Origin of the sequence: Mycobacterium shottsii (genome assembly GCF_010728525.1) — a bacterium.
Classification (GTDB): domain Bacteria; phylum Actinomycetota; class Actinomycetes; order Mycobacteriales; family Mycobacteriaceae; genus Mycobacterium; species Mycobacterium marinum.
The window spans coordinates 5,853,549-5,868,954 of sequence record NZ_AP022572.1; the positions used below are offsets into that span (position 1 = coordinate 5,853,549).

The window sequence follows — 15,406 nt, forward strand, 5'->3', positions numbered from 1 at the left end:
ACCATCAACTCCCATGACCAGCGTTACCGACCACACTGCTGAGCCCGCTGCCGAGCACACCATCGATATCCACACCACCTCGGGCAAGCTCGCAGAGCTACACAAGCGCCGCGCCGAGTCGCTGCATCCGGTCGGCGAGGGCGCCATCGAGAAGGTGCACGCCAAAGGCAAGCTGACCGCACGCGAACGGATCTATGCGCTGCTCGACGAGGACTCGTTCGTGGAGCTGGACGCGCTGGCAAAACACCGCAGCACCAACTTCGGCCTGGAGAGCAACCGCCCGGTCGGCGACGGTGTGGTCACCGGCTACGGCACCATCGACGGCCGCGACGTGTGCATCTTCAGCCAGGACGCCACCGTGTTCGGCGGCAGCCTGGGTGAGGTGTACGGCGAGAAGATCGTCAAGGTTCAGGAATTGGCGGTCAAGACCGGACGACCGTTGATCGGCATCAATGACGGCGCCGGCGCGCGCATCCAGGAAGGTGTCGTCTCCCTGGGCCTGTACAGCCGGATCTTCCGCAACAACATCCTGGCCTCGGGCGTCATCCCGCAGATCTCGCTGATCATGGGAGCCGCCGCGGGCGGGCACGTCTACTCCCCGGCACTGACCGACTTCGTGGTCATGGTCGACCAGACCAGTCAGATGTTCATCACCGGACCCGACGTCATCAAGACCGTCACCGGCGAGGACGTCACCATGGAGGAGCTCGGCGGTGCCCACACCCACATGGTCAAGTCGGGTACCGCCCACTATGTCGCGTCCGGCGAGCAGGACGCCTTCGAATATGTGCGCGAGCTGCTGAGCTATCTGCCGCCCAACAACGCCACCGACGCACCGCGCTACCCCGCTCCCGCCCCCGAGGGGCCCATCGAGGAGAACCTCACCGACGAGGACCTGGAGCTGGACACGCTGATCCCGGACTCGCCCAACCAGCCCTACGACATGCATGAGGTCATCACCCGGATCCTAGATGAGGACGAGTTCCTCGAGATCCAGGCCGGCTATGCGCAGAACATCGTGGTCGGGTTCGGGCGCATCGAGGGCCGGCCGGTGGGCATCGTCGCCAACCAGCCGACCCACTTCGCCGGCTGCCTGGACATCGATGCCTCCGAGAAAGCGGCCCGCTTCGTGCGGACCTGCGACTGCTTCAACATCCCGATCGTGATGCTGGTGGACGTTCCGGGCTTCCTGCCCGGAACCGGCCAGGAGTACAACGGCATCATCCGCCGCGGCGCCAAGCTGCTCTACGCCTACGGCGAGGCCACCGTCCCGAAGGTCACCGTCATCACCCGCAAGGCCTACGGCGGCGCGTACTGCGTGATGGGTTCCAAAGACATGGGCTGCGACGTCAACCTGGCCTGGCCGACAGCGCAGATCGCGGTGATGGGCGCGTCCGGGGCGGTCGGCTTCGTGTATCGCCAGCAGCTCAAGGAAGCGGCCGAGGCCGGCAAGGATGTCGATGCGCTGCGGCTGCAGCTGCAGCAGGAGTACGAAGACACCCTGGTCAATCCCTACATCGCCGCCGAACGCGGGTACGTCGACGCGGTGATCCCGCCGTCGTACACCCGCGGGTACATCGGAACCGCGTTGCGTCTGCTGGAACGCAAGATCGCCCAGCAGCCCCCCAAGAAGCATGGGAACATCCCCCTGTGAGCGACGTGAACAACGGCAACCAGCCGATCGAGCAGAAGCCCGAGGCCAGCGAGGGCGGCGAGGGTACGGTGACCGCGCCGGCGCATGACCCGCTGGAACCGCACATCCACGTGCTCAAGGGAGCGCCGACCGAACAGGAGCTCGCGGCGCTGGTCGCGGTGCTGGGCAGCCTGCGCAGCGCAGCCCCGGCCGCAGCGCCCGAGCCATCCCGGTGGGGGTTGCCGGTAGACAGATTGCGCTACCCCGTCTTCAGTTGGCAGCGCATCACGTTGCAGGAAATGACGCACATGCGGCGATGACCCGACTGGTACTGGGCTCGGCCTCATCGGGTCGGCTCAAGGTGCTTCAGCAGGCTGGCGTTGATCCGCTGGTGGTGGTCTCCGGAGTCGACGAGGACGCCATCATGGCCGGGCTGGGTCCGGCCGCAACACCGGCGGATGTGGTGCGTGTGCTGGCGCGCGCAAAGGCCGAACAGGTAGCGACCACCCTGATCGGCCAGCAGGCTTCCGTCGCCGCGGACTGCCTTGTCATCGGCTGCGACTCGATGCTCTACATCGACGGCCGGCTGTGCGGAAAGCCCGAGACCGTCGATGACGCCCGGCAATTGTGGCGCTCGATGGCCGGTCGCTGCGGGCACCTGTACACCGGGCACAGCGTCGTCCGGTTGACCGAGCAACGCGTCACGCACCGCGACGACGAGACCTCGACCACCACGGTCCACTTCGCGGCCCCCTCGGACGACGACCTGGAGGCCTATCTGGCCACCGGGGAGTCGTTGAAGGTGGCCGGCGGGTTCACCCTGGACGGCTTGGGCGGCTGGTTCATCACCGGCGTCGAGGGCGATCCGTCCGCCGTGGTGGGAATTGGGCTGCCGCTGACGCGGGACCTGATCAGCCGCGCCGGTATATCCATAGCCGCACTTTGGGCATCGAATCCGCTCCCCTGATGCTGCTTGACCTGATAGTGCGATGGGTAGGCTGACACCGTGCCGTTGCCCCCAGACCCAAATCCCACCCTGTCGGCCTACGCCCACCCCGAACGCCTGGTGACCGCCGACTGGCTGTCCGCCCACATGGGCGTTCCCGGCCTGGCAATCGTGGAATCCGACGAAGATGTCCTGCTCTACGACATCGGCCACATCCCGGGCGCCGTCAAGATCGACTGGCATACCGACCTCAACGATCCGCGCGTGCGCGACTACATCAACGGTGCGCAATTTGCCGAGTTGATGGACCGCAAGGGCATCAGCCGCGATGACACCGTGGTGATCTACGGCGACAAGAGCAACTGGTGGGCGGCCTACGCCCTGTGGGTGTTCACCCTGTTCGGCCACCCCGACGTGCGCTTGCTCAACGGGGGCCGCGACCTGTGGATCGCAGAGGGCCGGGACACCTCGCTGAGCGTGCCCGCCAAGACCTCCGCGGGTTATCCGATCGTGGAGCGAAACGACGCCCCCATCCGGGCCTACAAGGACGACGTGCTGACCACATTGGGCACTCAGCCGCTGATCGACGTGCGCTCCCCCGACGAGTACACCGGCAAGCGCACGCATATGCCCGACTACCCGGAGGAAGGCGTGTTGCGGGGCGGCCACATCCCCACGGCGCAGTCCATCCCGTGGGCCAAGGCGGTCGACGAGAGTGGGCGGTTCCGCAGCCGCACCGAGCTCGACGAGCTTTACGGCTTCCTGGACCCCGATGACAAGACCATCGTGTACTGCCGCATCGGCGAGCGCTCCAGCCACACCTGGTTCGTGCTCACCCATCTGTTGGGCAAGCCCGGGGTGCGTAACTACGACGGATCCTGGACCGAGTGGGGCAATACCGTGCGGGTGCCGATCGTCGGGGGCGAGAGCCCCGGATCCGCCGATGGACTTGCGTCGCGGCGATGAGCATGCCCGCTCCGCTGGCGGAGGTGGTGTCCGACTTTGGCGAAGTCCAGGGCCAGGACAAGCTCGCCTTGCTGTTGGAATTCGCCAACGAGCTACCGCCGCTGCCGTCCGATCTCGCCGAGGCCGCCATGGAGCCCGTGCCCGAGTGCCAGTCCCCGCTGTTCCTGCATGTCGACGCGCAAGACCCAGACCGGGTGCGGCTGTACTTCAGTGCCCCGGAGCAGGCGCCGACCACCCGTGGCTTTGCCGCGATCCTGGCCGCCGGCCTCGACCAGCAACCCGCATCCGAGATCTTGGCCGTGCCTGAGGACTTCTACAGCGAACTGGGCCTGGCGGATCTGATCAGCCCGTTACGGCTGCGCGGGATGTCGGCGATGCTCGCCCGAATCAAGCGGCGGCTGCGCGAGACCGTGTGAAAGGGGAACCGCGTGACCGAGCTTCCGGCGCGCCGCTTAAACTTCCCCGGACAAGACTTGTAAGAAATTCTCTTAAAGACGAAGAGACTTCCAGCCCTACAGGAGGCGCAGTGGCCAGTCACGCCAGCTCCAGGATCTCCAAGGTTCTCGTGGCCAATCGCGGCGAGATCGCAGTCCGAGTGATCCGGGCGGCCCGGGACGCGGGCCTGGCCAGCGTGGCGGTCTACGCCGAACCCGACGCCGAGGCCCCGCACGTCAGCCTGGCTGACGAGGCGTTCGCCCTGGGCGGCCAGACTTCCGCCGAGTCCTACCTGGACTTTGAGAAGCTCCTCGACGCGGCCGCGAAGTCCGGCGCCAACGCGATCCACCCCGGCTACGGCTTCCTGTCGGAGAACGCCGACTTCGCCCAGGCCGTGATCGACGCCGGCCTGATCTGGATCGGTCCCAGCCCGCAGTCCATCCGCGACCTCGGCGACAAAGTCACCGCCCGCCACATCGCCGCCCGCGCCAAGGCGCCCCTGGTACCCGGCACTCCCGACCCGGTCAAGAACGCCGAAGAAGTGGTCGCCTTCGCCCAGGAGTATGGGCTGCCGATCGCCATCAAGGCGGCCTTCGGTGGCGGCGGGCGCGGCATGAAGGTCGCCCGCACCATGGAAGAGATTCCCGAGCTCTACGAGTCGGCGGTGCGCGAGGCCACCGCGGCATTCGGCCGCGGCGAGTGCTTTGTCGAGCGCTACCTGGACAAGCCGCGCCACGTTGAGGCGCAGGTGATCGCCGACCAGCATGGCAACGTCGTGGTCGCGGGTACCCGCGACTGCTCGCTGCAGCGCCGCTACCAGAAGCTGGTCGAAGAGGCTCCGGCGCCGTTCCTCTCCGACGCCCAGCGCAAGGAGATCCACGAGTCGGCCAAGCGGATCTGCAAAGAGGCCCACTACTACGGCGCCGGCACGGTCGAGTACCTGGTCGGCCAGGACGGCCTGATCTCCTTCCTGGAGGTCAACACCCGTCTTCAGGTCGAACACCCGGTCACCGAGGAGACCGCTGGGATCGACCTGGTCCGCGAGCAGTTCCGCATCGCTAACGGCGAGAAGCTGGACCTGACCGAAGACCCCACCCCGCGGGGACACGCAATCGAGTTCCGGATCAACGGCGAGGACGCCGGCCGCGGCTTCCTGCCGGCTCCCGGTCCGGTCACCAAGTTCCACCCGCCGGCCGGTCCTGGCGTGCGGATGGACTCCGGTGTGGAGACCGGCTCGGTGATCGGCGGCCAATTCGACTCGATGCTGGCCAAGCTGATCGTGTACGGCGCCAACCGCACCGAGGCGCTGGAGCGAGCTCGACGCGCTATGGCCGAGTTCCAGGTCGAGGGCCTGGCCACCATCATCCCGTTCCACCGTGCGGTGGTCTCCGACCCGGCATTCATCGGCGACGAGCACGGTTTCTCGGTGCACACGCGCTGGATCGAGACGGAATGGAACAACACGATCGAACCGTTCACCGCCGGTGAACCGCTCGACGACGAAGACTTCCGCCCACGCCAAACCGTGGTCGTCGAAATCGATGGTCGCCGGGTCGAGGTCTCGCTGTCCGCCGATCTGGCGATGTCCAACGGGTCCGGCGCCGATGCGGGTGTCATCCGGCGCAAGCCCAAGCCGCGCAAGCGCGGTGCCCACACCGGTGCCGCCGCCTCCGGCGACGCCGTGACCGCGCCGATGCAGGGCACCGTGGTGAAGGTGGCGGTCGAAGAAGGGCAGGAGGTCGTCGTCGGCGAGCTCGTCGTGGTCCTCGAGGCGATGAAGATGGAGAACCCGGTCACCGCTCACAAAGACGGTGTCATCACCGGGCTTGCGGTCGAGGCCGGCGCGGCCATCACCCAGGGAACGGTGCTCGCCGAGATCAAGTAGGGCCGCCCCCGGCCACAGATTTCACCCGGTGCCCGCCGGCGTCAGCGTCGACGCCAGCGACTGCAAGGTGGCACCGTCGAGGAGTTCGGCAAGGGGCGGATCGCACTTGAATTCGGTGGCGATGTGCTCACCGATGACCAAAGCGTCGATGGAGTCGCCGCCGCAATCGCGCACCGAATCCGTACCGACCACGGGGCGGCCCAGAACCCGCTCCCAGATCCGCTCCAGCTGCCTGCGGGTGACTTCCTGGGGGTTGGCCGCCACGTGTGGCGCCACCAGACCCGTCGGGCGAAGGAAGTTCAACTCCGTCTCGTGCCGAAACACCGGAAGTCGAGCTGATCCACCATCGGCGATGGCTTCGATGGCATCCAGATAGGCGGCGACAACCGCGTCGAACTGTTCGTCGGAAACCAGCCGCGGATCGTATTCGATGCCGATGCCGAGGGCACCGTGCTCGCGGGCGAATATGGTGACCAACGGCAGATTGGTGTGGGCGATCATCTTGCGCCGCAAGGTTCTCGAATCCCTGGCACCCGCGGAAACCGGTGTGCGCTCACTGGCACCGGCCTTGTCGAAGCTGACGAAGTTAAACGCCGTCTCGAACAATCCGCCGATGCCGATGTCACGCTGAATTGCCCGCAACGGCACCCGACGATGTGGCAGCAGGTCGCGCTCGGCGGCGAACGCCTGGTCGACCAGCCCGGCGTAGTCCGGTGCCGTCATCTTGATCCGCAACGGGACCGTGTTCAAGAACATCCCCAGGGCGCTGGCCGAGTCGTCGGTTTCGGGCCTGCCGTTGACGACAACCCCGCTGAGGACGTCGTCGGTGGCGCCGAGACGGCCGTTGACCGCCAGGTGGGCGGCCAGCAGCGTGCTTTTCAGCGGTACGTGTCGACTGCGAGCCATCCGCACCAGGCCCGCCTCTATGCGCTCGGGCAGCTCGATCCACCGGAACTTGGGGCGGACGTGCTGCAGGCGGTCGCCCGCAAAGCGCAGCGTCTGGAAGCCTTGTAGCCGATCGAGCCAAAAGGCCCTCGACGGGCTGGCCTCGGCTTCGCTCTCGAGCATGACAAATTCCCGAAAATGGTTCTGCAGCCGCGGTCGGGCCGAGGGCGCGCCGGTGGTCCGCAATGCGTCGTAGCTGACGAGCAGGTCACGCTGAAGTTCGGCCACGCTCCACCCATCGAGAAGCGCATGGTGGACCGTCAGCCCCAGTTCGAAGCGTTCGCCATCGCGCACGTGGATCACCACCCCGAACGGAGTCTGGGTTTGCCACTGCATGGCCGCACTCGATTCGGCTTCCATCCAGGCCGCCACGGTGGCCTCCTGTTCGGCGGCCCTGCGCCCTGACAGGTCGACGACCGTCAGTGGGGTGCAAACCTCTTCATGCACCACCTGTAGCGGTCGCGAATAGCCGGACAGATCAAAGGTCGTCCGCAGGATCGGGTGCCGGGCGGTGACCACGTCGACGGCGGCGCGGAACGCGATCTCGTCCCACGGGGCGTCTACCAGATAGCTGAACACGTCGTGATAGATGCACGGCCCATCGACTCGGCTGTGCAGCAGCATCCCGGCCTGTAGGGCGGCCAGGGGGTAGGCATCCGCCACACCGGGCGGCAGATCGCTGGGTTGCGGCCCCTCGACCATCGGCGTTCGCGGCTGCGATTGCAGCGCCGCACCGGCGGCACCGGCCGAACCGGTGCGGATCAGGCCGGCCGCGAGTTGCTCGGGCGTCTGGCACTGGAAGAGATCTTGAACCTCCACCGCCAGCCCCAACGCTCTGGCCTTCGCCGAGAGCTGCACCGCGTGCATCGAGTCGCCGCCGATATCGAAGAAGTTGTCGTCAGCACCGACCGAGGGAAGTCCCAGGACCTCGGCGAACACCTGCCGGATCTGGTCAACCGTCGAGGCGGCGAGATTCCGGGTGGAGTCGGTGGTCTCACTCGGCGTTGCGCCGGGCGCCCCGGCCGCCGCCATCGGTGCCGGCAACGCCCGCTGATCGATCTTGCCGTTCGCGGTCAGCGGCAGGGATTCGACGGTGACGATCGCTGACGGGAGCATGTAGCCGGGAAGGCGGGCGGCCAACTTCTGCCGGCTGGAACTGATCGGCAGTTGCTCGCCGGTCGAGGTCACCACGTAGGCCACCAACCGGGGTTTGGCGTCGTCGTGGCGCACCATCGCATGACAGGCCACCACCTCTTCCAGCCCCGAGACGGCGTTTTCGACCTCTCCGAGCTCGATCCGAAAACCGTGCAATTGGACTTGGTGATCGAGGCGGCCGAAGTACTCGATCTCCCCCGACGGCAGTCGCCGTCCGAAGTCGCCGCTGCGGTACAGCCGCTCCCGAGGGCGAAACGGGTGTGGGACAAAGCGTTGACCGGTCAGTTCCGGCTGCCCCAGGTAGCCCTTTGCCAGCCCGGGACCGGCCACGCAGATCTCGCCGCGCACACCGAGCGGGACCAGGTTGCCGGCAGCGTCGGTGAGCAGGCACTCGAGGTCGGGTATCGGGCGTCCGATCCGCGAACCCCGCCCGCCCAGCACATCCTCGCGGCGCAATCGACGAAACGTCACATGCACCGTCGTCTCGGTGATGCCGTACATGTTGATCAGGTCGGGATGGGAATCGCCGTGTGCCTCGATCCAGGGGATCAGGTCCGAGGACGTCAGCCTTTCGCCGCCAAAGATCACATAGCGCAGATAAAGCGGTGTGTCGGCCTCGGCGTCAGCGTCGCGCAGCAGTCGAAACGCGGACGGGGTCTGGTTGAGTACGGTGATCCGCTCGCGTGACAGCAATTCGCGAAACGCGCGCGGGGTCCGGGTCTCCAGATAGGGCACCATCACCACGCATCCGCCGTACAGAAGCGGTCCCCACAGCTCCCAAACCGAGAAGTCGAAGGCGATGGAGTGGAACATCGTCCAACGGTCCGCGCTGGTGAACTCGAAGAGGCCCTCGGTCGCGCTGAACAGCCGCATCACATTGGCGTGGGTAACCTCGACACCCTTGGGGCGGCCGGTCGAGCCCGAAGTGTAGATGACATAGGCGACGTCGTCGCCGTTCACCTCGATGTCGACCCCGGTCCCGGGCTGGTCGGAGAAGTCCAGCGCATCCAGCTGCAGAATCGGCGCGTCATGGTCGGCCACCACGTGTTGAAGCGCGGTCTCGGTGAGGATTGCCGACGGGGCGCAGTCGCACAGCACGAGTTCGGCTCGTTGCGGTGGCCAGCTGGGGTCCAGCGGCACATAGGCGGCGCCGGTCTTGATGATGGCCAGTACCGCAATGGGTATCAGCGGGGTGCGTTCGAGCAGCATCGCGACCTTGTCGCCGGGACGCACGCCACCGGCGATCAGGAACCTGGCCAGCCGGTTCGACTCGGCGTCTAGCTGGGCATAGGTCAGCCCACGCCCCAGGAACCGGACGGCTTCGGCGTCCGGATCAACTCGTGCCCGGTCCTCGAACCATCGGTGCAGCGCAGAGTGTGCGGGCCGAATCTCGCGGCGTACATCCAGAGCCCGCAACTGGTCGGTCTCGCCCTGGGTGAGCATGGAGAACTCGGCCAACGTGGCATCGGGTTGGGTGAGACCCGCGGCCAGCAGCGTCACCAGATGAGCGGCCATCCGCGCGATGCTCGGTGCGTCCCACAGCGCATCGCGGTATTCGAACACCAGCTGCAATGCGGTCCCGTCGGACTGCAAGGACAGCGAAAGCCAGAACAGCGAACGGCCGGGGTCGTGTGGCACCGGGGTGACGTCGAGCCCGTCCAGCGTCGGCCGATAGGAGCCGGGGACCTCCGGAACGAACGCCGCCTCGATCAACGACGACGCCTTGTCCCGCGCCGCGAACCGCTCCCGCAGCTCTTCGAAGGGCACGTCGGCGTGGGCCGTCGTCGCGGCCAGCCGCTCGGCCGTGGCGGTCGTCAGCGACCGCAAGGTGAGCGCCGGCGAGAAATCCGCGCGCACCGGCAGGAGGTTTGCGAAATATCCGATCGCGGCCTCGGGTACCCCGGCGGGGCGGGCCGGGAACGGCAGCCCAACCAGCAGCGCGTCTTGCTGGGTGTAGCGGTGCAGCAGGTACTGCCACATCGCCAGCACCACCGTGGACCGCTGCACCTGGATCTGCGCCGCGAACCGGTCCAGCCGCTCGAGCACATCATCGGGCAGCGGCGATTCGAACCTGGCCCCGGAAAACGACGCCACCGACGGCGCCGGCAAATCAGTGGGAAGCTCCAGGCGACCCGGGAGGCCGGAGAGCATCTCGTCCCAGAACGGCAGGTCGGTTTCCGCCAGCCGATGGCGGGGTTGGGCGGACTCGGCCAGGGCCAGCTGCCCCATGGTCGGCGCGGCGGGGGGTTCATCATCGAGCGGCCCGTCGCCCAGGGCGCCATAGAGCCGGGACAGTTCGGCCAAGATCGTCGCCCCGGCCCAATCATCGGCAACGATTTGGTGGTAGTTGAGTCCGAGCACCACCCGGTCGTCGGCCAGCCGAAGAATGAGCGCACGCAGCGGAGAGTCGGTGGTGATGTCGATCGGTCTGGCGGCATCCGCACAGACCAGCTCTCGCAGTAGCGATTCCCGATCGCTTGGGTCATGGCCGCGCAGATCGCGGACTTGCACCGGCTCGGCATCCCCGATTACCTGGACCGGCCCGGTCGCGCGTTCGGGGAATCTGGTCCGCAGCATGGGGTGGCGCTGTGCAAGGAGCTCCAGGGCGTCGTGCAACCGCTCGACGTCAACGTTGCCGCGCAGGTCGAAATACCGCTGCGCACACAGTTCCGGGCCGCCCGCGTTCCTCCGGTCGAGCAGCCAGATCCGCAGCTGGGCATGGGTCAGCGGGGCTGGGGTGACCGCAACGAAGGCCCCACCGCCCACGGCGTAGTCCTCGATGCGGCATTCGGGTGTTCGGGTGAGCGAACCGATGGTCGCGACCAACTCGGCCGCCAGCCGTTCGGCAGTGGCCGCTTTGAACAGCTCGCGGTCGTATTCCAGGAAACCGCCCAGCGTTTTCCCGTCGTCGGCAAACGACGCCACCAAGTCGAATTTTGCCGACCCCGGGTCGACCGCCACGTGACTGACCTCGGCACCCTCGATGCGCACCGGGGCGATATCGCCGTCGAACAACGTGACCACGGCCTGGAAGATCGGGTTGCGGGTACCCGCGCGCTCCGCGCGGACCACATTGACGATGTCGGGGAATGCCAAAGCACTGTGGTCGACCATGGCTTGGACCTCATCGCGGGCGCGGACGACCAGGTCGGCGAACGTGGGGTTGTCGCGCAGCCGGCAGCGCAACGGCAGGGTGCTGGCGAAGTTGCCGATCACGTTCTCGATGCCGGAATGCTCACGCCCGGCGGTCACGCCGCCGATCACGATGTCGCGCTGGCGGCCACGGCTGGCGATCTACGCCATGAAGGCCGCGACCAGCACGCTGTACGGGGTCGCGCCATGCTCGCGAGCCAGTGCTCGCACCGCCGCCCGGTCGTCGTCGTCAATCACGATCGGCACTCGCGCCCCGCGGAAGCTACCCCGCAGCGGACGCGGGAAATCCCTGGGCAGATCGATCGCCGGCGGCGCATCGCGCAGATGCTCACTCCAATAGCCCTCGAGCGCCGCGCGGTCGCCGGAGGTGATTTGCCCGGCCACCCAGTGGTGGTAGTCGATTGGTTGCAGGCTTAGCTGGGGCAGCCGCGCTGCCCTACCCAGCGCCGCGTAGGCCTTGCTCAGCTCGGCGTTGAGCAGTCCGGCGGCCGACCACCCGTCGGCGGCGATGTGGTGCACGCTCCAGGCCAGGTAGTGGTCATCGGCGCCGAGCGCGATGAGCAGCACTCGGATGGGTAGATCCTTTTGCAGGTCGAATGGGCGCGCCCCCAGTTCGGCGATGAGCTCGTGGGCGCGGGCATCACCGTCGTCTTGGCCGCCGCCGCAAAGATCGGCATGTTCTATCGGCGCGGCGCCCCCGGGTGCCAGCACAATCTGGACCGGCTGCCCCTGCTGATAGGGGAAGATCGTCCGCAGCGCCTCGTGCCGCTCGATCACCGCGGCGAACGCGGCTTCCAAGCGTCGAGTGTCCACCCGGCCACGAATGTGCACGGCCTCGACGATGTTGTAGGCCGACATCGTCGGTGCCAGCTGCTGCAGGTACCACAGATTGGCCTGCATGGGTGCCAGCGGCAGGGGCGCCTGCCGGTCCACGGGCGCCGGTTCAAGCATCTCGACCTCGGCGGCGGTGGCGACCTGTCGCAGTTTGTGCTCGATGAGGTCTTGCAGGCCGGTCAGGGTCCCGGCCGAAACGAAGTCGCGCATCTGCAGGACCACGCCCATCCGTTCACGCACCCGCATGATCACCCGCAACGCAGCAAGGGAATGCCCACCGATGCGGAAGAAGTCCGCATCGGGATCGAGGACGGGCCGGCCGAGGATCTCCTCCCAGATTCTGGCCAGTCCGATCAGTCGCTGCGGCACATCGCGCACATCGGCGTCAGCATCGGCAGCACCGGCAGCACCGGCAAAGGAAACGTCTGGTAGCGCGGCCATATCCACCTTGCCGGTCGAGGTGCGGGGAAGCGAGTCCAGCACCATCACCGCGGCCGGAACCATCGTGGCGGGCAACTTGGTGCGGCAGGTCTTGAGCACGGCCTCCAGATCCAGCTCGATATTCGGGGCGTCGGAAATGAGGTAGGCGGCCAGGGCCTTGTCGCCGGGCGCGCGCTCTTTGACGGTGACCACCGCATGCTGCACACCCGGGTGCTCACACAGGGTTCGCTCGATCTCTGCCGGTTCTATCCGCACGCCATGCACCTTGAGCTGCCGGTCCATCCGACCGAGGAACTCCAGCGTCCCGTCGGGTCTTTGGCGTACCCGATCACCGGTGCGATAGACCCGGGCACCGGGATGCGCGCAGCGGACGTCGCGGCGGAAACGCTGCGCGGTGATGGCCGGGGAGCCGAGGTAGCCCATCGTGACGCCGGCACCGCCGATCCACAGCTCGCCTTCGCCCCCCCGGGGCGGCCAGCGCGCCCTCCGGATCGACAACGTAGAGGCACACGTTGGCGATCGGACGTCCGATAGACGCCCAGGATGCCTCGTCGGCGACTTCGACACGCCAGAAGGTCGCATCGATGGTCGTCTCGGTCGGTCCGTACAGATTCACCAGCTCGGCGTGGGGCAACACGGCGGCAAACCGCCGGCACAGCGCCAGCGACAACGGTTCACCACCGCAGAACACGTAGCGCAAGGTCATGCACTGGCCAAGATCGGGCTCCTCGAGCAGCACATCCAGCTGTGAGGGAACGATCTGCAGCATCGTGATGCTCGACTGCCTGACGCGTTGGACGATCGAGTGCGGATCCCACTCCCCCGGGTTGAACACCAGCCGGGCACCGGCCACCAACGGGCCGAAGATCTCCCACATGAAGATGTCGAATGTGGGTGCGGCCGTCTGCAGCAACGCATCATCGCCGCCAAGACCGAATTCGTCGCGCCGCCACAGCAGCTGATTGCAGAATGCACGGTGTGAACTGGTCACCGCTTTGGGGCGGCCGGTAGAACCCGATGTGAAGTTGAGGTAGGCCGGCTCAGCAGGATCGAGCTGGGGCGGCGGCATCGACGCGACCGCTGCGCCGGCGCGGTCGGCCGCGATCAGCTCGGGTGCGTTGACCGGAACCAATGGCCGGGTCTGATCATCGACGACAACGCGACTGACACCGGCATCGGTGATCATGTCCGCGACCCGCGCGCTCGGATGGGTTGGGTTCAGCACCACCACCACCGCCCCGGATCGCGCGATCGCCAGCGCCGCTACGGCCAGGTGAACGCTGCGCCCGAGGAAGACGCCGATGGCATCACCGGGTCGGACCCCCGCCGCGGCTAGGTGTTCGGCGAACGCGTCGACCCGCTCGCCTAGCTCGGCATAGGTGACCGTGGCCCCGCCCGCGTCTTCAATGGCGATGGCCTGGGGGGTGCGCTCGATCTGGGCGGCAACGAGTTCGTGAATGCTGTGATCCCCGCCCGGCCGCCGGGGACCGACGATCGGTTCAGCCTCCCGCCGGCGAAGCGGATGCAGGGTCGGGTCAACCTCGGCGTCGCCGGCGAGAAATTCATCAAGCGTGCCGACCGCATCGGCGTAGGCAGGTAGCGCCTGTTCGTAGCCGCTGGCGTGCTCGTTTCGCCCGCCCACCTTGGTCCGTTCGAAACGCCAACCCCGCTCGATGAGCGCCTGCGCCGCCGACCCTTGCGGTGCCACCGCCGCAAGGATCGCCCAGCCCCCAAGCCGGCCCAGGTCGTGAAAATTGTTGACCGAGGTATGGGCAGCGAGTTCGTCCACGATTTCCCGCAGCCGGTTTGCCGCATCGCGGCCTGAGCCGCGGCTGGCCATCCAGTCATAGACGGTGTCCGATCGCGCGGCCAAGCGAGCGCCCAGTTCGGTCAGCAGGGCTTCCGAAGGCCCCTCCCCGATCCGCAGGAACCGGACGTCTCGCATCAATGCGGCGACCCGGTTGCGCTCCACGTAGCCGCGCCATCCCAGCGTCTGCATCGCGTTGTCGGTGGCGTGATAGGCGAACTCGGAGGCGGCGACCTTGAGCGTCAGGAAGATCTCTTGCGGGGTATCGGGCTCGGTCGCGACGACGCCGAGCAGGGCCCCGATCGATTCGATCTCTGCGGCGATGCGCGCCGTGCGGCGCTGGACGACCGGGTCGGTGATGAGCCAGGCCGGTGCTCACCTCCCGTTGTGACGCGAAGCGGTAGATCAACTGCGCGCATCGCTTCATCACGCCCAGGCCAATCGCGCCGGCGCTAGCGCGGCCGATCCGCAGGCCCTCGTCGATCACCTCGAGCCCATCGCCAATCCCGCCGAGGATCTGCCAGGGCGCTACCCGCACCCCATCGAAGCGGATGCCCGACACCGGAACGGACCGCAATCCGAAGGTTCTCTCAGGGGGCAGCATGCTGACCCCCGGACTGTCAGCCGGGATCGCCACCGCGGTCAACGCGGTGCCACCGTCGACGGCGAACGGCACCAGAGTCACGAACACGCCGGTGCATCCCGCACCGGTAATGCAGGATTTCGCGGCGCTGATCACCCAGTCGGAGCCGTCGGGGATCGCTGTGCTGACCAGTTCACGCAGGTTGGAACCGGACACGCTGGGCTCGGTGATCGCCAGGGAACCCAGCAGCCGGGCGGTGCGCATCGGATCGATGAATCGCTGACGGGCTTGGCTGCTGCCATGCAGCAAGACAGTCTGCATCGCACCGTGATGTACCGCGAGCAGGGCCGCATGGCCGACATCGATGCCACCGACGCGCTCCACGATCGCACTGAGCTCGGCGAGGTCGACCGCGGATCCGCCGGCTCCGGCACTGATGTGTCCGAAGTGTCCCGCGTCGGCGAGTTCATGCAACGACCGATCAAGGGTCAACGATGCCGAAGCCGCTACCCACTGGGCTGCCTGGTCCCCGTCGTCCTCACCAGGGCATTGCGAGACCGTCGGGGTACCAGCCGTCATATGAAACTCCTCAGCTCATTCGCAACGGCTACCTGCCGCGCGAC

The 15,406-nt window shown here is 67.1% G+C and carries 6 protein-coding genes and 1 pseudogene; 6 read left to right on the top strand and 1 reads right to left on the bottom strand.

The features are described 5' to 3' along the window. The first annotated feature begins 13 nt into the window (after positions 1-13). The 6 genes from G6N41_RS27110 (at position 14) to G6N41_RS27135 (ending at position 5,865) form a co-directional block, all read left to right on the top strand. The gene (locus tag G6N41_RS27110; protein ID WP_198966193.1) at positions 14-1,654 is read left to right on the top strand and encodes an acyl-CoA carboxylase subunit beta; all 1,641 of its coding nucleotides are present in this window, start codon (positions 14-16) and stop codon (positions 1,652-1,654) included. Beyond that, positions 1,651-1,953, top strand: a complete 303-nt coding sequence (locus G6N41_RS27115) for an acyl-CoA carboxylase subunit epsilon (protein ID WP_117407158.1) — start codon at positions 1,651-1,653, stop codon at positions 1,951-1,953. Before G6N41_RS27110 ends, G6N41_RS27115 begins: the two co-directional genes overlap by 4 nt. Continuing rightward, the gene (locus G6N41_RS27120) at positions 1,950-2,600 is read left to right on the top strand and encodes a Maf family protein (protein WP_198966194.1); all 651 of its coding nucleotides are present in this window, start codon (positions 1,950-1,952) and stop codon (positions 2,598-2,600) included. Before G6N41_RS27115 ends, G6N41_RS27120 begins: the two co-directional genes overlap by 4 nt. A 39-nt stretch (positions 2,601-2,639) precedes the next feature. After that, positions 2,640-3,545: a sulfurtransferase gene (locus tag G6N41_RS27125; RefSeq protein ID WP_020732108.1), complete on the top strand. Its 906-nt coding sequence runs from the start codon at positions 2,640-2,642 to the stop codon at positions 3,543-3,545. Then, positions 3,542-3,961 carry a SufE family protein gene (locus G6N41_RS27130; protein WP_198966195.1) on the top strand — a complete coding sequence of 140 codons (420 nt, stop codon included), beginning with the start codon at positions 3,542-3,544 and terminating at the stop codon, positions 3,959-3,961. The genes G6N41_RS27125 and G6N41_RS27130 overlap by 4 nt, the downstream gene beginning before the upstream one ends. A gap of 110 nt (positions 3,962-4,071) precedes the next feature. Next, positions 4,072-5,865: an acetyl/propionyl/methylcrotonyl-CoA carboxylase subunit alpha gene (locus tag G6N41_RS27135; protein WP_198966196.1), complete on the top strand. Its 1,794-nt coding sequence runs from the start codon at positions 4,072-4,074 to the stop codon at positions 5,863-5,865. A 21-nt stretch (positions 5,866-5,886) separates the two neighbouring features. Here G6N41_RS27135 and G6N41_RS27140 read toward each other — a convergent pair. Continuing rightward, positions 5,887-15,362: pseudogene (locus G6N41_RS27140) on the bottom strand (amino acid adenylation domain-containing protein). Between the last annotated feature and the right edge of the window lie 44 nt (positions 15,363-15,406).